15 protein-coding genes and 2 tRNA genes are annotated in these 20,044 nt (G+C 33.6%); 9 read left to right on the forward strand and 8 right to left on the reverse strand.

Annotation, left to right across the window (positions count from 1 at the left end; translation table 11 throughout):
• The first annotated feature begins 17 nt into the window (after positions 1 to 17).
• The 4 genes from HNP35_RS07465 to HNP35_RS07480 all read left to right on the forward strand — a co-directional run bounded on the left by HNP35_RS07465 (position 18) and on the right by HNP35_RS07480 (position 5,067).
• Entirely contained in the window at positions 18 to 1,073 is a 1,056-nt protein-coding gene (locus HNP35_RS07465; RefSeq protein ID WP_184159951.1) for a hypothetical protein, read from the forward strand.
• 85 nt (positions 1,074 to 1,158) lie between these two features.
• On the forward strand, positions 1,159 to 2,391 hold the full coding sequence (locus tag HNP35_RS07470) for a glycoside hydrolase family 27 protein (RefSeq protein WP_184159953.1): 1,233 nt from the start codon (positions 1,159 to 1,161) through the stop codon (positions 2,389 to 2,391).
• An 11-nt stretch (positions 2,392 to 2,402) separates the two neighbouring features.
• The gene (locus tag HNP35_RS07475) at positions 2,403 to 3,365 is read left to right on the forward strand and encodes a glycoside hydrolase family 5 protein (RefSeq protein ID WP_184159955.1); all 963 of its coding nucleotides are present in this window, start codon (positions 2,403 to 2,405) and stop codon (positions 3,363 to 3,365) included.
• Between the two features lie 610 nt (positions 3,366 to 3,975).
• On the forward strand, positions 3,976 to 5,067 hold the full coding sequence (locus HNP35_RS07480) for an outer membrane beta-barrel protein (RefSeq protein WP_184159957.1): 1,092 nt from the start codon (positions 3,976 to 3,978) through the stop codon (positions 5,065 to 5,067).
• A gap of 430 nt (positions 5,068 to 5,497) precedes the next feature.
• Here the strand turns inward: HNP35_RS07480 and HNP35_RS07485 are convergent, their stop codons facing one another.
• From HNP35_RS07485 to HNP35_RS07505, 5 genes are all read right to left on the reverse strand, one after another.
• On the reverse strand, positions 5,498 to 6,400 hold the full coding sequence (locus tag HNP35_RS07485) for an N-acetylmuramoyl-L-alanine amidase (protein ID WP_184159960.1): 903 nt from the start codon (positions 6,398 to 6,400) through the stop codon (positions 5,498 to 5,500).
• A gap of 27 nt (positions 6,401 to 6,427) precedes the next feature.
• A complete protein-coding gene (locus HNP35_RS07490; protein ID WP_184159962.1) occupies positions 6,428 to 6,979 on the reverse strand; it encodes a hypothetical protein in 552 nt (183 codons plus the stop codon).
• A 41-nt stretch (positions 6,980 to 7,020) separates the two neighbouring features.
• On the reverse strand, positions 7,021 to 8,334 hold the full coding sequence (rimO, locus tag HNP35_RS07495; RefSeq protein WP_144218453.1) for a 30S ribosomal protein S12 methylthiotransferase RimO: 1,314 nt from the start codon (positions 8,332 to 8,334) through the stop codon (positions 7,021 to 7,023).
• Positions 8,335 to 8,510: 176 nt separating this feature from the next.
• Positions 8,511 to 10,013: an OmpP1/FadL family transporter gene (locus HNP35_RS07500; protein ID WP_184159963.1), complete on the reverse strand. Its 1,503-nt coding sequence runs from the start codon at positions 10,011 to 10,013 to the stop codon at positions 8,511 to 8,513.
• Positions 10,014 to 10,052: 39 nt separating this feature from the next.
• Positions 10,053 to 11,093, reverse strand: a complete 1,041-nt coding sequence (locus HNP35_RS07505) for a hypothetical protein (protein WP_184159965.1) — start codon at positions 11,091 to 11,093, stop codon at positions 10,053 to 10,055.
• A 102-nt stretch (positions 11,094 to 11,195) separates the two neighbouring features.
• Between HNP35_RS07505 and proS the strand changes: the two genes are divergently transcribed.
• The 4 genes from proS (at position 11,196) to rpsT (ending at position 13,346) form a co-directional block, all read left to right on the forward strand.
• On the forward strand, positions 11,196 to 12,674 hold the full coding sequence (proS, locus tag HNP35_RS07510) for a proline--tRNA ligase (protein WP_184159967.1): 1,479 nt from the start codon (positions 11,196 to 11,198) through the stop codon (positions 12,672 to 12,674).
• Between the two features lie 78 nt (positions 12,675 to 12,752).
• Positions 12,753 to 12,824, forward strand: a tRNA-Glu gene (locus HNP35_RS07515).
• Between the two features lie 44 nt (positions 12,825 to 12,868).
• A tRNA-Glu gene (locus tag HNP35_RS07520) sits at positions 12,869 to 12,940 on the forward strand.
• Positions 12,941 to 13,094: 154 nt separating this feature from the next.
• Positions 13,095 to 13,346 carry a 30S ribosomal protein S20 gene (gene rpsT / locus HNP35_RS07525; RefSeq protein WP_091492106.1) on the forward strand — a complete coding sequence of 84 codons (252 nt, stop codon included), beginning with the start codon at positions 13,095 to 13,097 and terminating at the stop codon, positions 13,344 to 13,346.
• Between the two features lie 147 nt (positions 13,347 to 13,493).
• On the opposite strand, the gene HNP35_RS07530 is transcribed toward rpsT, so the two are convergent.
• On the reverse strand, positions 13,494 to 13,901 hold the full coding sequence (locus tag HNP35_RS07530) for a response regulator (protein WP_184159969.1): 408 nt from the start codon (positions 13,899 to 13,901) through the stop codon (positions 13,494 to 13,496).
• A 5-nt stretch (positions 13,902 to 13,906) separates the two neighbouring features.
• Positions 13,907 to 15,616 carry a PAS domain-containing sensor histidine kinase gene (locus HNP35_RS07535; protein ID WP_184159971.1) on the reverse strand — a complete coding sequence of 570 codons (1,710 nt, stop codon included), beginning with the start codon at positions 15,614 to 15,616 and terminating at the stop codon, positions 13,907 to 13,909.
• Positions 15,617 to 15,784: 168 nt separating this feature from the next.
• Here HNP35_RS07535 and typA point away from each other — a divergent pair, with 168 nt between their 5' ends.
• A complete protein-coding gene (typA, locus tag HNP35_RS07540; protein ID WP_184159973.1) occupies positions 15,785 to 17,581 on the forward strand; it encodes a translational GTPase TypA in 1,797 nt (598 codons plus the stop codon).
• A gap of 106 nt (positions 17,582 to 17,687) precedes the next feature.
• On the opposite strand, the gene HNP35_RS07545 is transcribed toward typA, so the two are convergent.
• Positions 17,688 to 20,036, reverse strand: coding sequence for a T9SS type B sorting domain-containing protein (locus tag HNP35_RS07545; protein ID WP_184159975.1), 2,349 nt, complete (start codon positions 20,034 to 20,036; stop codon positions 17,688 to 17,690).
• Between the last annotated feature and the right edge of the window lie 8 nt (positions 20,037 to 20,044).

Raw genomic sequence — 20,044 nt, forward strand, 5'->3', positions numbered from 1 at the left:
TTTTTAAAAATATAAATATGAAAAATATAAAAATTGTTTCGTTAGCAGCGTGCATGTCATTAATGCTTTCTTTAATGTTTTTTACTTCATGCTCCAATGATGATAGTGCCGATGCATATTCAGGTGCGCCTGTTATAGAAAGTGTTGTGCGTTCAGGTTATGATGAGAATGGAAATATGTTTCCTTCAACTCCTGTAACTGTTGGTGATCCTAAAAACTATTATATCATTCATGGAAAAGGTTTCTTAACTACAGAAAAAATCTACTTTAATGATTACGATACTTATTTCAGACCAACATTTGTTACAGATACAGATATTGTTGTTTTAATTGATGAAAATACGCCTTATGCAAATGCTTCAAATGAGTTAAAAATAGTTACAAAAAATGGAACTGTGACAATGCCATTTACGGTTGCACCTCCAGTTCCTACTTTCTCAGGATTTAATTATATCAACTGTGCGGCAGGCGATGAGGTAATTATTAAAGGTAAATATTTCTTAAATCCGGTTGTAACACTTGCAAAAACAGCAACGTTGCCAGAAGTTCCAGTTACAATTGTTTCTTCAACTTTAGAACAGATTGTAGTGAAAATTCCAGCAAATGCTGATTATAGAAATCTTGCTGTAACTAATATTTCAGGTACTGCAGTTTCAAAAGAAGCAATTGGTACAGCTTTATATGATGATAAATTGTATGGAATGCAATGGGGTGGACCTTGGGCAGGAAAAGGTGTAAATTTTGATTTTGATGGAGATTCTTATCAAGGTGAAAAATCTTGGCAATGGACTTTCAGTGCTTGGGATGGCGGAAACTGGGGCTTTAATATTGATTTGTCTAAATACAAGGCTTTCAGGATTGCAGTAAAAGGAGCTAAAAATGGTCAAGTAAATTTCAGTATGAATGGAGGAGCTAATTATGTAATTCCTGTAACAACAACATGGGTTTATATGGAAATTCCATTTGATAAATTAGGAAATCCTACAACTTTAAGTATGATTACTTTCCAAGAATCAAATAATGATGGCGGTAACGTCGTACTGTTTGATGATCTAGGATTTGTATTAAAATAAGATTCTGTTTTGAGTTAGTTTGTGAGATGTTCCCTAGTTGAGAAATTAGGGAACATCTTTTTATAATAATTTAAGTTTTTATAAAATGAAAAAAATCGCTTTGTTGCTCGCTTTAAGTTTGTCTAGTTTAAGTTTTAGCCAAGGAAATACACATAAACAGCAAGCCGGAAAATTTGAAGGTCTCGCCATGACACCTCCAATGGGCTGGAATTCTTGGAATACCTTTGCAACTAATATTGATGAAAAATTGGTAAAAGAAACTGCAGATATAATGGTTTCTTCAGGTTTGGCGGCTGCTGGTTACAATTATATTGTATTAGATGATGGTTGGATGACGCACGAACGCGACGCAAATGGTGATTTGGTGCCAGATCCTGAGAAATTTCCAAGCGGAATGAAAGCTCTTATCGATTATGTTCATAATAAAGGTTTAAAATTCGGATTGTACAATTGCGCCGGAACAAAAACCTGTGCAGGTTATCCTGGAACGCGTGGCTATGAATATCAGGATGCAAGATTTTATGCAAAACTCGGAATCGATTTTCTAAAATATGATTGGTGTAATACAGAAGGAATTACTGCAAAGGAAGCGTATGCAACTATGAGCAATGCGCTTAAAACTGCTGGAAGACCAATCGTTTTTAGTCTTTGCGAATGGGGAGATAATCAGCCTTGGGAATGGGGAAAACCTATTGGAAATCTTTGGAGAATTTCGGGAGATATTTATCCATGTTTTGATTGCGAGTTCAAACACCCTGAAAATTGGTCTTCATGGGGATTTATGAAAATTGCTGATATGAGAAAAGACATCCGTAAATATTCAGGTCCAGATCATTGGAACGATTTTGATATGATGGAAGTTGGAAATGAAATGAATGATACCGAAGATAAAACCCATTTTGCTATGTGGTGTATGCTTTCTTCGCCATTGTTCACAGGAAACGATTATAGAAAAATGTCAAAAGAAACATTAGCGATTTTGACAAATAAAGAACTGCTAGCTGTAAATCAGGATAAATTAGGAGTTCAAGGATTTAAATATATTATTTTAGATGGAGTAGAGGTTTGGGTTAAACCGCTTTCAGATGGAGCGTGGGCAGTAAGTTTTATAAATAGAACCGAAAGTGCTAAAAAAATCAATTTTGATTGGAAGAAAAACAGTATTAAAGATGCTGATTTCGGATATGAAGCAGATTTTGCTAAAGCAACTTATAAAATAAAAGATCTTTGGAAAAATAAAGAAGCAGGAAATACTAAAAAAGCTTTTACTGCCGAAATTGCTTCACACGATGTTATAACATTAAAACTAATTCCTTAAAAACTATCATTATGAAATCAAAAGTTTGGCATGTCGCTTTTTCTCTTTTAATGATTGTAAATGTTTCTAAAGCGCAGTTTGTAAAAAAGCACGGGCCACTGAGTGTTCAAGGCACGCAATTGGTAGATAAAAATAATAACCCAATAGTACTTCGCGGATTAAGTTTTGGATGGCATAGCTTGTGGCCAAGATTTTATAACGAAAAAGCGGTAAGTTGGCTGAAAAAAGATTTTAATTGTAATGTAGTTCGTGCCGCAATGGGAATTGAGCTTGGAGATCATTCTTATATAAAAGATCCAGAATTTTCTAAAGAAAAAGTAGAGGCTGTCGTAAAGGGAGCTATAAAATCAGATATTTATGTAATAATAGATTGGCACAGCCATAATATCAATCTAAAAGAAGCCAAGCAGTTTTTTGATGAGGTATCAAAAAAGTACGCTAAGTATCCTAATATTATATATGAGGTATTTAATGAACCTGATTATGAAACTTGGGGAGAAGTAAAAGCATACGCAGAAGAAATAATAAAGGTTATTCGAAAGAACGATCCTAACAACATTATATTGGTTGGCTGCCCGCATTGGGATCAGGATATTGATCGTCCAGCCGAAGATCCTATAGTAGGTTATACTAATATAATGTATACAATGCATTTTTATGCAGCAACTCACGGAAAATATTTAAGAGATAGAACAGATGAAGCCATAAAAAGAGGTTTGCCTGTTTTTATATCAGAATCGGCTGGGATGGAAGCTTCTGGTGACGGACCTTTAGATTATAAAGCTTGGCAGGATTATATTGATTGGATGGAATCTAAAAAACTGAGCTGGATTACATGGTCAGTTTCAGATAAAGATGAAACTTGTTCTATTTTGAAAAAATCAGCCAATTCTGAAGGAAAATGGAAAAATGAAGACTTAAAAGATTCGGGCATTAAAGTGCGTGAATTTCTACGCAAGTATAATAAGGAATAAATAAAGATATTTTTTTAGCATTAAAAAGCCCGTTCGTTTATGAGCGGGCTTTTTTTATTCTTTTAAAAAAGCATTTTTAGGTCAATTAAAACCACTTCATTTAGATCACAAATTGTAGTAATTTGAGAGTTATATTTTGTAAGAATTTTTTTTAATGGGTTTTTAGTCTATATTCCTTAATTAGGTTATTCTGTGTTTTTGCTTTTTTTATTTTAATTTGTATTTACCCCCTATTTTTTTGGGGGTAGTATGTTTTTTAATCTGTTTTTTGATTATTTGTGTCCTGTTTTTGTAGTAAAATTTACTTTTAACCCTCTTTATTTTGTAAAAACTCTTAAAATTTTGTTATTGAATTTTCAAAAACAATTATCGATAAATATCAAATAACGATTATTGGAAGATTAATTTTTGTAATCCGTAATTCTTCGCTTAAAACGTCAAAAAAGTAGTTTTGAATTATTCTGATGATACAAAAGTTAATAAATTCGCTAATGAAAATGATGATGATTTGAGGCGCTGAAAGTTTTTAGAAATGACTTATACTATTACATAGATATATAAAAGATTAACTAACCAGAATCAATTTAATAACTAAAAACCAATTTAAAACATGAAAAAAGCATTTTACATTTTAACCGCCATGTTAACAAGTTCTTTTGCCTTTGCCCAAGAAGATGAAGCTGCTGCTCCACCTGCAACCACTTGGGGAGGTTCTGCCGATGCGTATTATAAATATGATTTTTCAAAACAAATGAATGGATTAACGAGCTTTACCAACTCTCAGAATTCATTTGAATTAGGAATGGCATCTATTGAAGCAGGGCATACTTTCGGAAAAGCATCTGTTTTTGTAGATTTAGGTTTCGGAAAAAGAGCTGCAGAGTTTTCATATAATGAAACACCGGATAAAGATGCAAGTGCAAAATTTTTAATTAAACAGTTATATTTTACATATAACGTGACTGACGAATTTAAATTTGTAGCAGGTAGTTTCGGAACTCATATCGGATATGAGGTACTAGATGCTGTAGATAATAAAAACTATAGTATGTCTTATGCTTTCTCTTACGGACCATTCTTTAATACTGGTTTGAAAGCACAATATACTTCTGGTAAATTTACTGCTATGTTAGGACTTACAAATCCAACAGATTTTAAATCAGCTATGGATGCGGGATCTTACCAAAAAACATTTATCGGACAAGTGGGATATATTGGAGAAACAGGAAGTGCTTACTTGAATTTTACAACAGGAAGTACTAACCCAATTCCAGGAAGTATAATTCCAGTTTCAGATGAAAACAAAACACAGTTTGATTTAACTGCTTCTAAAACCATCAGCGATAGTTTTGCACTTGGTTTAAATGCAACATATGCTAAAACAACTAACGATTTTGATAGCGCTTTAGATGGAGAATGGTTTTCTATCGTAGGATATGCAAACTACTCTTTCAGCCCATCTCTTCTTTTAGCGTACAGAATGGAATATTTTGATGCAAAAGATGCTGCTCCAAGTCTTGGAACATTAGCTGGATCAAGTGTTTTTGCAAATACAGTTTCTTTGAACTTTAAAGTTGGAAAACTAACAATCATCCCAGAGTTAAGATACGACGCTGCATCAGAAGATATCTTTTTAGATAAAGATGTGATGCCAACAGGAGGAAGCTTCTACGGATTAATTGCTACAACATACTCTTTCTAGAGATAAAGATTGATATTTTTTTTTTTTTTTGGAGCTGTCGAAACATACTAATGTTTTGGCAGCTTTTTTATTTTGCTTGAATTAAGAATTAAGAATTAAGAATTAAGAATTAAGAATTAAGAATTAAGAATTAAGAATTAAGAATTAAGAATTAAGATTGCAGTTATAAACTAATTTGGTTATGATGAAGTATTGGATTCTTACTTTAAACTGATGTAAAACTGTATAAGGTTTACTTTGATATTCTTTTTAGTGCATTGAAGTTAGTTTTGGAAAAGAGGTTATTCTAATATAATTTAACCGATATAGTTCACTTTTGGAGACGCACCGCAGTGCGTCTAATTCTGTATATGATAGCTTCTTTTGATAATAAAAAAAAACGCATTTCTAATTTAGAAATGCGTTGCATATTTTGAATTCAAATTATTATTTATTGAACCTGTTTTTTGTAAATAGAATAAATCGTATCGATTGTTTTTCTGTCTAAAACAGATGTTGCATCTGTTTGAATATAATGCAGTTTAAAAGCTTGAATTGCGGCTGTTAAATTTTTGGTATTGTAGCCAATGATCCTAAGCGCTGGTTCGATTTTAAAATCAAATGGTGCTGGCTCTAGAACTTCATCTGGCCAAATTCCGAATCCTTTTTCGGCAAGTGTTTTCCAAGGAAATAAAGCACTTGGATCTTGTTTTCTTCCTGGAGCGATGTCAGCATGACCTAAAAAGTTTTGCGTCGGAATGTTGTAATCCTTTTTTAATTTAGTTAGTAAAGCTACTAAACTGCTAATTTGTGCTTCTGTAAAAGGTTTAAAACCATTATTGTCCAATTCAATTCCGATAGAACAAGAATTTAGATCGGTTGTTTTTCCCCAAGTAGAATTTCCAGCATGCCACGCTCTTAGATAGTCATTAAGCATTTGTACCACTTTTCCATTTTCTGAAATAATGTAATGGGCGCTAACTTGTGTCTTCGTTTTTGTAAAAGTATTAATTGTCTGTTGAAGAGAATCTTGAGCAGTATGATGAATAATAACGAAGCTTGGTTTTCTTAAATTAAAATTTACCGTGCCAATCCATTCGGTATTAATCCCGTTTTGCAAATAAGTTGAATTTGTTTTAGATAAAGTATCTTTTACAATCTTCAATTGTTGCGCATAAGAAGTATCAATAACAACTGTTGTAGCTGGAATTGGTTTTGCTTCTTTACTTGTAATTTGGTTTTCTAAAGTCTTTAACTGCTGGTCATAAGCCTTTTCCGTACTTTTATACGGATTAGTAGAGCAGGAACTGATTATAGCAGCTAAAATCAGATAACAAAAAAGCTTTTTTGTCATAATTCGTTGTTTTATAAGTTTAAACGATTATTCAGAGATTTTCGTATCTGTATTTTCTTTTACTTCTTTAGTATCTTTAGAATCTTTGTCTTTTTTCTTTTTAGATTTAGTTTTCTTAACCTCTTTCAAAGTGTCCATAAAAGTTTTGTATTTCTCAACTTGGTCTGGATTTAAGAATGCTGTAATTTTTTTATCTGTATTTTCTCTTAAAGCTTTTATTTGCTCAATTTTTTGATCTTGGCTGCTACTTTCGTTTTTCAGTAAAATACCTTGTTCTCTGATGCTTTCTGCTAAAACATTTGTAATTGCAATTGCTTGCAATTCGTCAAGATTTACTTGAGGTTTCATTTGTTCAACCACTATAGCTGCAGTTTCTTCTGGAGGAGTTTCCTTTGGTTTGCTTGGAGTTCCTTGCTGTTGTCCTCCCATCATACTTCTGTCCATTCCCATTCCGCCACCTCTTCCGTAGCCGTTTCCGTAACCACCATAGCCATTGTTGTAGCCTCCACCATACTGTGCAGAAGCAGTAAAACAGAATAAGCTAAAAACTAAAATAAATAAAGTTTGAGTTGGTTTCATAAAAGTATTTTTATCTTAATTAAGAATTGTTCAGTGTAAATTTAAGCAGGTTCTCCGTATAAATCAAATTCTGTTGCTTCTATTATCTTGATATTAACAAATTCTCCAGTTTTTACATAATGTTTAGAGGCATCTATTAAAACTTCATTGTCGACATCTGGACTGTCAAATTCAGTTCTACCAACAAAATGTGCACCTTCTTTTCTGTCAATAATACATCTAAATACTTTACCAACTTTTTCCTGATTTAAGTCCCAAGAAATCTGAGATTGCAATTCCATAATTTCATTAGCTCTTGCTTGTTTTACATCATCTGGAACATTGTCTTCTAGTAAATAAGCATGAGTGTTTTCTTCATGAGAATAAGCAAAACAACCCATTCTGTCAAATTTCATTTCCTGAACAAAATCTTTCAAAATTTCAAAATCTTCTTGAGTTTCGCCAGGATAACCAACAATAAGAGTTGTTCTAATTGCCATTCCAGGAACTGCAGCACGGAAGTCTTTTAATAATTGAGTTGTTTTGGCCTGAGTAGTTCCACGACGCATTGATTTCAAAATAGAATCTGAAATATGCTGTAATGGAATATCAATGTAATTGCAAATTTTTGGCTCGCGTTTCATTAATTCTAAAACATCCATTGGGAAACCAGTAGGGTAGGCATAGTGAAGACGAATCCATTCGATACCTTCAACTTTTGCTAATTCTTCTAAAAGTTCAGCAAGGTTTCTTTTTTTATAAAGATCAAGTCCGTAATAAGTTAAGTCTTGAGCAATTAAGATTAATTCTTTTACACCGTTTTTAGCTAAACCTTGAGCTTCTTTAACTAATTTTTCAATTGGCTGAGAAACGTGAGAACCTCTCATCAAAGGAATTGCACAGAAACTACAAGGTCTGTCGCAACCTTCAGCAATTTTTAAGTAAGCGTAATTTTTTGGAGTTGTTGTTAAACGTTCTCCAAGTAATTCATGTTTATAATCTGCTCCAAGAGCTTTTAATAACTGAGGTAATTCTGTAGTTCCGAAATATTGATCTACGTTCGGAATTTCTTTTTCTAAATCGGGTCTATAACGTTCAGATAAACATCCTGTAACGAAAACTTTATCAACAATTCCTCTGTCTTTTTTATCAGCGTATTCCAAAATCATGTTTACTGATTCTGCTTTAGCATTATCAATAAAACCACAAGTATTGATTACAATAATGTTTCCTTCTTTTTCTGCAGGAGCTTCATGTTCAACTTCTTTTCCATTAGCGCGCAGCTGTCCCATAAGGACTTCACTATCATAAACATTTTTTGAACACCCAAGAGTGATTACGTTAATTTTGTTCTTTTTTAAAGACTTGGTTCTCATACTTTTATAAATTGGAGTGCAAAATTACACTTTTTTTATTCAAACAGCACTAGTTTTAAAGTTGTTTTAGCTGTTTTTTATGAAGTTAATGCGTTGAAAAAGCTTTCATAATGGTTTAAAAAAAATCCGCCAGATAAAAACCTGACGGAAATTTCCATAAATCTATTTAATTTTAATTACAATGCGAATAATAAGGTAAGCGTTACATTGTTCAATTTGGAATTAATGTTTGCGCCGTCTGTAAAACCTGTTGAGAAAAATCCTTGATTTGATTTTCTATGAGCGTAAGAATAAGCTAAATCTAATTTTGTTCCTCCAAAATCATATCCTAAACCACCAGAAAAACTATTAAGGTCTCCTATTGTTCTTCTGTTTTCGTACGGACTTCCTTCAAAACGATATCCGCCTCTTAAGCTTAATTGTTTGATTTTGTATTCTGCACCAATTCTAAGTTCGTCATTTCTTTTTAAGTCATTGCTTATGTCAGCATTAACTCCTCTGAAACCAGCATCGTTAGTAGGTTTGAATTTACTGTTTCCGTAATTTTTTGTAGAATAATCAATACTGATTAAACCTGATTTCCCAAAAACGTAAGCTGCGCTAAGAGTCCACTTGTCTGGTGTTTGTAAAGTGTAAGAGTCATATACATTTACAACATTTGGATTTACACGATTGTCAAATGAATCACCTGCGCTATTTTCAGTTGTAGTAAATAAGCTTTGTGTAACTTCGTCATATAGTGTGTACCAAGTGTTTGATTCGTAAGATAAACCAACTCTAAGAGCCTCTGTTACTTTTCCTATTGCTCCCAATTGGAAAGAAAACCCGTTTCCGTAAGTGTATAATTCATTGTTAAAACGCAAATTCGAAACTGTATCGTAAGTTTCTAAAGGGTTTATGTTGTCCTCATAAAAACTTGAAGTTCTTCTATAATCAGTTACGTGGACGTTTAAATTGGCACCAAAATAAAGTCTGTCTTTGTAGGAAGTTGAAATATTAAAACTTGCTTTGCTATTGTAGCCTCTAGAGTAAATCTCATTTTCTTGATAATAGTTTCCTCCAGCTGGTACATTAGAGGTGTAAGCTGTGTTGTTGTTATTGTTTGCGACAGGATTAATTACATAACCTTCGTAACCAAAAAATGCTTGTTGCTCTCTATAAGTTAAATCTTCGTAAGGGTTGTTTGTTATATTTCCTAATGGAATTCCATTTGCAAAAGATAAGAAATAACCATCAACTGAATTCGTTGGATTTGTTCCTGCAGAAAAAATATTGTTGTTGAAATTGTTTGTATTCTCATACATTGCTCCAATAGCAATTTTGTTCCATCCATTTTTAGGATTATGATCCTTAAAAACAAAAACACCTCCAGCTTGGTTTAAGATAAATGAGTTTTCTTTATCAGAAGTTTGAGTGCCAAAATAATTAGAATTGTTTTTAATATTCTGATTGCTGAAAGATACTCCAACTTGGTTCGTGTTGAAAATTGCTGAACCTGCAGGATTCACACTTAAAGCGGATAAATCTCCACCAACTGCACCAAAAGCACCGCTCATTGCTCTATATCGAGCAGTTCCAGTTAGATTGTCCTGTGCATAGCGTAAAGCATCTGAAACTTCTTGAGAATATGACGCGCTGACAGTTAGTCCTGTTATAAATAGGAATAATATTTTTTTCATTTTGATAAGTTTTAGTTTGAAATTGTTTTGAGAAAAAAATTATCTTCTTCCTCCACCGCCACCGCCAGATCTCATTCCGCCGCCTCCGCCGCCGCCAGACGATCTCATGCTTCCGCCGCCACTATTGTTCATTGAACGTGATGGGCTAGGGCTATAGCTTCTAGATGAGTTGCTGTTGCTGCTAGGTGTGTAACTTCTGTTTGTAGTTCCGCTACTATTATTGTTGTAAGATCTTCTGTTGCTATAAGTGCTGTTGCTGTAATCAGATCCGTTTGTGCTAGATCTTCTGTTTGTAAAGGTAGGACTTGATGTTCTTCCGTTTACTGTAGAAGTTCTTCTGAAATCTGTATAGCCGTTACTAGATCTGTTGGTTGTGTAATTTCTATTTGTTGTATAGCTACTTCTGTTAGTAGTGTAGTTTCTGCTAGAGTAGTTTCTATTAGTAGCATAGCCTCTACTTGACATATAGCCTGATCTGTCAGAAGCGTAGTTTCTTCCTCCATAATATGCGGCAGAACCTCTTCTTCCGTAAGTGTAGTTATAGTTGTTGTAGCCGTAATAACCGCCACCCCAGTATCCTGGGTAGCCCCAGCCCCAACCTGGTCCCCAATAACCTGGATAACCCCAGCCACCTCCCCAGTAGCCTCCTGGGTATCCCCAGCCATAATAACCTCCGTATCCCCATCCATAGTATGGGTAACCCATTCCGAATCCGAATGACCACATTGGATCTGAATATACATTTACAGAAACGTCAGAACTGCTGCTTCCCCAAGCAGGGTAGCCTACAGATGCAGTTTGAGTACTGTCATTTTCTGCGTAGTTAGTGTAATTATCAACGTCTGTAAAAATTTCAGTTGGCTGATTGTCGTCTTGCAAAGATTTAAAGTATTCTTTGTATTGATTGTTTGTGCCATTAGAAGTAGCTTGCACATAGTTGTTTGATGAGTTACCATAAACACCATCATTGTCATGATAAGATGAATTTTGGTAAGAACCACACGACGTAAGCAATAAACTCAATAATCCAATTAAGTAAAAATGATTAGAGTTTTGGCGAATAGAAATGTTAGTTTTCATATCTGTGGTGTTTTTTATTGTTGCACATTACAAAAATAGTTAGTTTTGTCAAACTATTTAGTTAAAATTATTTAAAACAAAATTTGTGCCAAACTATATAATATGAGTAAGAACCTTACTACAAGATCAGAAGATTATTCGAAATGGTATAACGAGCTGGTTGTAAAAGCAGATCTAGCTGAAAATTCAGGAGTTAGAGGATGTATGGTGATTAAGCCGTACGGATATGCTATTTGGGAAAAAATGCAAGCTGAATTAGATCGTATGTTCAAGGAGACTGGACATCAAAATGCGTACTTTCCTTTGTTTGTACCCAAAAGTATGTTTGAGGCTGAGGAAACTAATGCTGAAGGATTTGCGAAAGAATGTGCTGTTGTGACACATTATAGATTAAAGAATGATGAGGAAAGACCGGGGAAATTAATGGTTGATCCAAATGCTAAATTGGAAGAAGAGCTTATCGTTCGTCCAACTAGTGAGGCAATTATTTGGTCTACATATAAAGGATGGGTGCAGTCTTATAGAGATTTACCTTTATTAATTAACCAATGGGCCAATGTAGTTCGTTGGGAAATGCGTACGCGTTTATTCTTAAGAACGGCCGAGTTTTTATGGCAAGAAGGGCATACTGCTCACGCTACAAAAGCAGAAGCAATTGAGGAATCTGAAAAAATGATGAATGTTTATGCGGATTTTGCTGAAAACTTCATGGCTATTCCTGTTGTAAAAGGTATTAAAACAGAAACAGAGCGTTTTGCAGGTGCGGATGAAACATATTGTATTGAGGCATTAATGCAAGATGGAAAAGCGTTGCAAGCTGGGACATCTCACTTCTTAGGTCAGAATTTTGCAAAAGCTTTTGATGTTAAGTTTGCTAATGCAGAAGGAAAGCAAGAACATGTTTGGGGAACTTCTTGGGGAGTTTCAACTCGTTTGATGGGAGCTCTTATTATGACGCATTCAGATGATCAAGGGTTGGTTCTTCCTCCGAATTTAGCGCCAATTCAAGTTGTTATTGTTCCTATTCATAAAACGGATGAGCAATTGGCTGAAATCACAGCTGCGGTTAATGAGTTGACTGCTAAATTGAGAAAGCTGAAGATTTCTGTGAAATATGACGATAGAACAACTCAAAAGCCAGGATTTAAATTTGCTGAATGGGAATTAAAAGGTGTTCCGGTTAGAATTGCTGTTGGTCCAAAAGATTTAGAAAATGGAACTTTTGAAGTGGCAAGACGCGATAATTTGTCGAAAGAAGTCGTTTCAAATGAAAATATTGTTGATCACGTTAATAATCTTTTAGAACAGATTCAAAAAGATTTATTTGATAGAGCTTTGAATTATCGTAATACACATATTACGGAAGTAAATAGTTTTGAGGAATTTAAAGAAATTTTAGAAGGAAAAGGTGGTTTTATTTCAGCTCATTGGGATGGTACCGCAGCGACTGAAGAAAAAATAAAAGATTTGACAAAAGCGACGATTCGTTGTATCCCTTTGGATGCTGTTGAAGAGGCGGGAAGCTGTGTGTTTACTGGTAATCCTTCTTCTAAAAGAGTGCTTTTTGCAAAGGCTTATTAAAAAAAGATAAAAAAAATAGCATCAGCTATTGTGCAACTAAAAAATAGATGTATCTTTGCATCCGCATTAGAGAAGCACGGTCCGTTCGTCTATCGGTTAGGACGCCAGGTTTTCATCCTGGTAAGGGGGGTTCGATTCCCCCACGGACTACAAGTTATATACATATTGAAAAGTTTCCAACTTAGGAGAATTTAGGTCCGTTCGTCTAGGGGTTAGGACGCCAGGTTTTCATCCTGGTAACAGGGGTTCGATTCCCCTACGGACTACAAAATTAGTTGTAAATAAGTTTTGTAAAACAAAAATTGGTGTCTCGGTTTTTGTTTTATTAGTTAAAACCAAAGTGATTGTTTTTATAATTGTGGGAGGTTTTTCTTTTTTAACTAGTATTTATAATAATTATTACATCTAAAATTAAAGAAAATGGCAAATCATAAGTCAGCATTAAAAAGAATCAGAAGTAACGAAAAGAAAAGAGTTCTTAACAGATACCAACACAAAACTACTCGTAATGCTATTAAAGCATTAAGATTAGCTACTGATAAGTCTGATGCTGCTGCTAAATTATCAACTGTGATCTCTATGATTGATAAATTAGCTAAAAAGAACATCATTCACGATAATAAAGCTTCTAACTTGAAGTCTAAATTAACGAAACACGTTGCTAAATTGTAATTAAAAGCAATTTGCTAAAAATATAAAAGTCCTCTTTTAGAGGACTTTTTTTGTTTATATGTTATCGGTCAATATTTTAAAATCAAATAAAAAACGATGGTTTAATACTAAGTCTGAATTTGGGTTTTAAAATATTGATTTTTTTGTTTAAAGATTTATTTTCTTTTTAAGATACTCTAGCATCTGCTGCGTGATTGGTTTTGAAAGAAAATCAATTATGATTGGGTATTTTTTTGCTTTGGCAAGATCTTCAGGATCAATAGTCGATGATAAGACAATTACAGGAGCAGCGTTAAATTCGTTGTAAGCAGAAGAAGTAAAATGATCTAAAAATTCCCAGCCACCCATAATAGGCATATTTAAATCTAAGAAAATAAGCTCGGGTTTTCTTCTGTTTTTGTCATTAGTGTATTTTAAGGTGTTGAAATGATGGAGTGCTTCTTCACCGTTTTGAGCTGTAATAATTTCATGTGAAAATGAAGATTTTGAAATTACTTTTTTGCATAGCATTAATGTGATTGGATCATCGTCAATGCATAAAATCTGCTCAAGCATAATAATTAGTTTTTAAATGTTATTGTAAATGTGGTGCCTTTGTTAACTTCACTATCTATAGCAATTACTCCTCCCATTGTTTCTACCTGTGATTTGACAAGATAAAGACCTAATCCTTTACTGTCTGGGTAATTGTGGAATCTTTGATATAGCCCGAAAACTTTATCTCGGTTTCTTTCTAGATCAATTCCAATTCCGTTGTCTTTAAAGGTTAGTACTGCTTTGTTGTCTATCTGTTCGGCGGTTATCGCTATTTTTAGTTTTCTATTTTCAGATTTGTATTTTATTGAATTGGTGAGCAGATTAAGTAAAATACTTTCTATGTAAGCTTTGTTTGTGGTTAGCTGTGGTAGTTTGTCAAACTTAAGTTTGATAATTGGTTTGTGCAGTTCAATTTGGAAAGATAATTGGCTGAACACATTTTCAAAAACCTCTTTTAATGAAACCACTTCTTTTTGCATCGAAGGGTTGTCTTTAATGATAATTACTTTTACTAAATCATTAATAGTTTCGTTAAGTAAATGCGTAGATTTTGTAAAACCGGCTAAAATTTCTTGTAGTTCTTCATTTTCTATCGGAATATCTTCTGTTAGGTTTAAAAGACCGATAAGATTAGATAATGGAGCTCTAAGATTATGAGAAGTAATGTAAGAGAACTGTTTTAAATCTTTGTTGTTTTGTGTAAGTTCTCGAATAAGATGTTCTTTTTCTGTTTCTAATTTTTTTTCCTCAGTAATATCTCGTTGTATAGAAATCCAGTGAGTGATTATTTCTTCATTATTGAAAATTGGAATCATAGAGAAACGCACCCAGTATTCCTCATTGTTTTTGGTGTAAGTAATAGTTTCAATCAGGCATTCCTCTTCGTTTTTTATGGCTTTTAATAATTTCTTCAATTCATCTGAATCGGATTTTGGCCCTTTAAAAATATTAGGTGATTTTCCGATTATTTCATTAGATAGATAGCCAGACATTTGAGAAAAAGCAGGATTGACATACACTATTCTTGGTATCTTGCCGTCTGGCGAATTAGCTTCGGTTATTAAAATAGAGTCTTTAGATTGGGTAATTACTGTTTCTAGAAGTTTTAAACGCTGTTCTTCTTCTTTTTGTTTGGTAATGTCTTGAATAGCTCCAATCATTCTGATGGCTCTTCCTTTTTCATCTTTTAATAGAAATCCTCTGTCGAGAACATATTTATAAGTTCCATCTGCACATCTAAAACGATATTGATCCTGCCAATTTTGAGTTTTTTGTTCAATGAAAGAGTATAATTTGATAGACATTCGGATGCTATCTTCAGGATGTATTTTGTCAAACCACCACTTAGAGGTTTTGCCAACTTCTTCAGGATTGTATCCAAAAACGCTTTCTATTCCTTTGTTCCAATTTATGCTGTCTTCTTGGATTTTCCAGTCCCAAATGGTATCACTTGTTGCTTTTGCTACAATGTCATACTTTTCATTGGATTCCTTTATTTCTTCATTAGTCTTGTTTAACTTCTCAAAAATCGTAATATTCTTTTTTTCATTTTTTGAAAGGATAAAACTAAAAACTACTCCGGTTATTAAAATGATTAAAATGTCCTTTATGAGAGATAAAGTTGGGTATTGAGTAAGAGAAAAGTAGGTTGTTAGTAATTGATGACAAATAATTGCCATAATTATCGTTATGATGGTGTAAATAAGAGTAATTTGGAGAGTTTTACTTTTCATTACTCCAAATATAGTTAAATTAACTATAACTAAACATATGTTAATGTCAATTTAAAGGCTATATTTTGGTGATTTATATTAACTAATTGATTGTATATACGTAAACTATAATAGAAACGTTTTTTTTATCAAAATAAAGTGTACCTTTGCGCCCATTAAAAATCACAGATGGAATCTATTAGAAACATTGCAATTATTGCCCACGTCGATCACGGTAAAACCACTTTGGTTGATAAAATTATGTATCACTGTCAGTTATTTCGTGAAAACGAAAACACAGGTGATTTAATCCTTGATAATAACGATTTAGAGCGTGAGAGAGGTATTACAATTACTTCTAAAAACGTATCAGTTCAATACAAAGGAACAAAAATCAATATTATTGATACTCCTGGCCACGCGGATTTTGGAGGTGAAGTAGAACGTGTATTGAACATGGCCGATGGTGTATGTTTGCTAGTGGATGCTTTTGAAGGGCCAATGCCACAAACTCGTTTCGTGTTACAAAAAGCTATTGACTTAGGTTTAAAACCATGCGTAGTTATTAATAAAGTTGATAAAGAAAACTGTACTCCAGAAGAAGTTCACGAGAAAGTTTTTGATTTAATGTTTGAATTGGGTGCTACTGAAGAGCAATTGGATTTCCCAGCGGTTTACGGTTCTGCTAAAAATAACTGGATGTCTGAAGACTGGAAAGTTCAAACTCAAAACATTGAACCTTTATTAGACATGGTTATTGCTAATGTACCAGCTCCTAAAGTTTCTGAAGGTACTCCTCAAATGTTAATTACATCTTTAGATTTCTCTTCATTTACAGGTCGTATCGCTATCGGACGTCTTGAAAGAGGAACTTTAAAAGAAGGAATGCCAATTTCTTTAGTAAAAAGAGATGGGAAAATCATCAAATCTAGAATTAAAGAATTACACACTTTTGAAGGTTTAGGCCGTAGAAAAGTAGAAGAAGTTATTGCTGGAGATATTTGTGCTGTTGTAGGTGTTGAAGGTTTTGAAATTGGTGACACAATTGCTGATTTTGAAAATCCAGAAGCTTTACAGACTATCGCTATCGATGAGCCAACAATGAGTATGTTATTTACAATTAACGATTCTCCTTTCTTTGGTAAAGAAGGTAAATTTGTTACTTCTCGTCACATCCGTGAAAGATTAACAAAAGAGTTGGAGAAAAATTTAGCGATGAAAGTTGGAGAAACTGATTCTGCTGATAAATTCATGGTTTTTGGTCGTGGTGTACTTCACTTATCTGTTCTTATCGAAACAATGAGAAGAGAAGGGTACGAGCTTCAAATTGGTCAGCCACAAGTTATCATCAAAGAAGTTGATGGTGTTAAATGTGAGCCAATTGAGGAATTAACTATCGACTTGCCAGAAAACCTTTCAGGTAGAGCGGTTGAATTCGTAACTATCCGTAAAGGTGAAATGCTTTCTATGGAAGGTAAAGGTGAGCGTATGATTATTAAATTCAATATTCCATCTCGTGGAATTATCGGATTAAGAAATCAATTACTTACTGCTACTGCTGGTGAAGCTATTATGGCACACCGTTTCATCGGGTACGAACCATACAAAGGAGAAATTCCTGGACGTAACAACGGTTCTTTAATCTCTATGGAAAACGGAAAAGCAATTCCTTACTCTATCGATAAATTACAAGACCGTGGAAAATTCTTCGTTGATCCTAACGAGGATATCTACGAAGGACAAGTAATTGGAGAAAACACTCGTAGCGACGATATGACTGTTAACGTTACTAAAACGAAAAAACTTTCTAACGTACGTTCTTCTGGAGCTGATGATAAAGCTAGAATTATTCCAGCTATCAAATTCTCTTTAGAAGAAGCTTTAGAGTACATCCAAAAAGATGAGTATGTTGAAGTTACTCCAAAATCTTTACGTTTAAGAAAGATTTATTTAAGTGAAACAGATAGAAAAAGATATAAAATCTAATTCGATTTAAATTTCAATATAAAAAATCCCAAATTCTAATTTAGATTTTGGGATTTCTTTTTATTATTGGAATTTGGATTTTTAAAAAATTGAAATTTATTAAAAGTTATCTTTTTAATGAAAAATGTCCTTTAACTATCTTTCCGTTGACAAATAAAAGAGTAAACCAATAATCGTCTGAAGGCAATTCATGTCCGTTGAAAATTCCATTCCAACCAGAACTGTTTTGATTCATCTGTTTTAATAATTTTCCATATCGGTCAAAAATAGAAACGCTGTAATCCGGCATTTGATCTATATTCTGAATTGTCCAAAGGTCATTGTAGCCATCTCCATTAGGAGTAAAGAAACGAGGATAGTCTAATACGTAAAGTAAAAATGAATTTGAAATACCACAGCCATGTTTATCTACAGCCACCGCATTATAAATTCCTGGACGTACTTGCGTAAATGTTGGATCGTCTTGAAAAACAGATCCGTCAAGCGAAAATTCATAATCTCCTACACCAGTATATACAATTTTTACAGAATTATCTATTCCGGAAAAATCTTTTACGTCAGCACCTGTGATAGTAGCAGGTTCAGATAAAATTACTTTGAATGTTTTTGTTTTTTGACAATCATTTGAGTCGGTTACCGAAATTGTATGATCTCCTGCAGTATTAATTATTGTCGAATTATTAGTTTCACCATTTGACCATTGATACGTTTTAAAACCAGAAGCAACTGTTAAACTCATTTCTTCTCCTTTACATAAATATAAGGTTTCGTCTTCAAAATTTGGTGGATCAAAAGTATGTACAACCAGTTCTACAGGAGCAATATCATAACAATCAGGGCCATTTATAGCTCTAACATAAATGGTTTGATTAAAGGGAACAGTATTTTTGAAGATATTAGCTAAAGGATTTGTTTCTGCTAAAGCATCATCTGCCGTTAAAAAGAAATTGACAACAAGCCCAGAAGGAAGTGTTGATGTGATTTGAGGCGTTACTTGTTCCGCTAGATTGAATTGATATAAACCATCTTGGGTTTGATCTTCATCGCATGTTGTAAACGGAGGCTGATCGGGGATAATGTAGGGAGAAACATTAAGCGCAATTTGTGGAGTGGCAAAACAGCCGTAAGTGTTTTCAATTCGAGCATAAACAACCTGATTCGGATATTTATTAAAATATTTTTTTGGATTAAGAATTGGATTTACCTTGTTTCTTGCATTTGCCAAACTTTCATAATAACCTTGATTGGTAATCTGAGAAACGTTGTTTTTTACAATATTAGCAACTTTAGTTAAATCAAAAAATGTGATTCCGTCAGTATCATCGTCACATTGTAATATAGAAGTATTTGTTGATTTAATTTCTTGGGTAAATTCTACTGAAATTTCTCCCGTTGCTGTACAAGAAGCACTATTTAAAGTAGCTTCAACTTTGTATGTTCCTGGCGTAATCACCGCATAAGTAGGAGTTGTAGCGCCTGATAATAAAACATAATTATTAGAAGCATCCTTTATATACCATTTAAAAGTGTAATCAGCACCATTTAATTTTGTGTCTAAAACGAAATTTTCTCCAAAGCAAACCGGATTATCGTTGGCAAATGTTCTGTCTTTTCCAAAATTTATTTTGCTTAAAAAACTGCCTCCTTCTATAAAAACTGCTGAAGGAAAATTTCTAGTTAAATCATCTGCGACAACCAATTTCAAATGATATTTTTTGTTCGGTACAACATCGGTCGAAGCATTCATAACTACCGTTTGTCCTGCGTAGTTAATTGGGCTTGACGCAGGATTATAGCCGTTAAAATAGTTTTCGTTAACTGCTTCACATCCTGGTTTTGGCGTTCCTTCAACAACGGCACTGTTTATTTTTGGATGAACAGTCGTTGCAGAAACGGCAGTAGTTGTGTTAGGTAGAACGGCTAAATTTTTATAGGGATCTGTTGTTCCTACTTCTTTAATTAGGAAAGCAAATCCGTCTGAATAAGAACAGGGGTAAAACGATTGGTACTCATTCGAAGCAAAAAAATAATTAAAGCTTATTGAATTAGTAGATGGTATAAAATCAAATTCTAAAACTGTTGCGTGTGTACTCGTAGAAGTTCCTAATGCGGTATTTAAATCTGGATCGCCATTCCATGAAAATACTTTTACACCTATAGAAGTTGCTTGATTATATGGTCCTTCGGCATTTTTGCTAGCAGAAGTGGCTAAAACAAGTCCTGTAGAAAATGGAAAATTACTCCCTCCTGTAAAAGAACCATAGCTTTGTTGTCCTGCTAGTGGATTTCCAGATGCACTTACATTATCTATACTAAGACAAGAGCTGTTTATCAAAATATTTTTAACTAAAACATCTGGCGTTACAGTTGGATCAACAGAAATATTTTGGGCGCTGGTTTTAGACCCGATACAAAGCAAAAGGCAGATAAGGAGTATTACTTTTACATAATTCATAGTAACAA

Origin of the sequence: Flavobacterium notoginsengisoli (assembly GCF_014207905.1) — a bacterium.
GTDB classification, from domain to species: Bacteria; Bacteroidota; Bacteroidia; order Flavobacteriales; family Flavobacteriaceae; genus Flavobacterium; species Flavobacterium notoginsengisoli_A.

Excerpts from the sequence above, each read along its gene's own strand:
- HNP35_RS07465 (WP_184159951.1), top strand. The coding sequence starts at position 18 with ATGAAAAATATAAAAATTGTTTCGTTAGCAGCGTGCATGTCATTAATG.
- HNP35_RS07470 (WP_184159953.1), top strand. The coding sequence starts at position 1,159 with ATGAAAAAAATCGCTTTGTTGCTCGCTTTAAGTTTGTCTAGTTTAAGT.
- HNP35_RS07475 (WP_184159955.1), top strand. The coding sequence starts at position 2,403 with ATGAAATCAAAAGTTTGGCATGTCGCTTTTTCTCTTTTAATGATTGTA.
- HNP35_RS07480 (WP_184159957.1), top strand. The coding sequence starts at position 3,976 with ATGAAAAAAGCATTTTACATTTTAACCGCCATGTTAACAAGTTCTTTT.
- HNP35_RS07485 (WP_184159960.1), bottom strand. The coding sequence starts at position 6,400 with ATGACAAAAAAGCTTTTTTGTTATCTGATTTTAGCTGCTATAATCAGT.
- HNP35_RS07490 (WP_184159962.1), bottom strand. The coding sequence starts at position 6,979 with ATGAAACCAACTCAAACTTTATTTATTTTAGTTTTTAGCTTATTCTGT.
- rimO (WP_144218453.1), bottom strand. The coding sequence starts at position 8,334 with ATGAGAACCAAGTCTTTAAAAAAGAACAAAATTAACGTAATCACTCTT.
- HNP35_RS07500 (WP_184159963.1), bottom strand. The coding sequence starts at position 10,013 with ATGAAAAAAATATTATTCCTATTTATAACAGGACTAACTGTCAGCGCG.
- HNP35_RS07505 (WP_184159965.1), bottom strand. The coding sequence starts at position 11,093 with ATGAAAACTAACATTTCTATTCGCCAAAACTCTAATCATTTTTACTTA.
- proS (WP_184159967.1), top strand. The coding sequence starts at position 11,196 with ATGAGTAAGAACCTTACTACAAGATCAGAAGATTATTCGAAATGGTAT.
- rpsT (WP_091492106.1), top strand. The coding sequence starts at position 13,095 with ATGGCAAATCATAAGTCAGCATTAAAAAGAATCAGAAGTAACGAAAAG.
- HNP35_RS07530 (WP_184159969.1), bottom strand. The coding sequence starts at position 13,901 with ATGCTTGAGCAGATTTTATGCATTGACGATGATCCAATCACATTAATG.
- HNP35_RS07535 (WP_184159971.1), bottom strand. The coding sequence starts at position 15,616 with ATGAAAAGTAAAACTCTCCAAATTACTCTTATTTACACCATCATAACG.
- typA (WP_184159973.1), top strand. The coding sequence starts at position 15,785 with ATGGAATCTATTAGAAACATTGCAATTATTGCCCACGTCGATCACGGT.
- HNP35_RS07545 (WP_184159975.1), bottom strand. The coding sequence starts at position 20,036 with ATGAATTATGTAAAAGTAATACTCCTTATCTGCCTTTTGCTTTGTATC.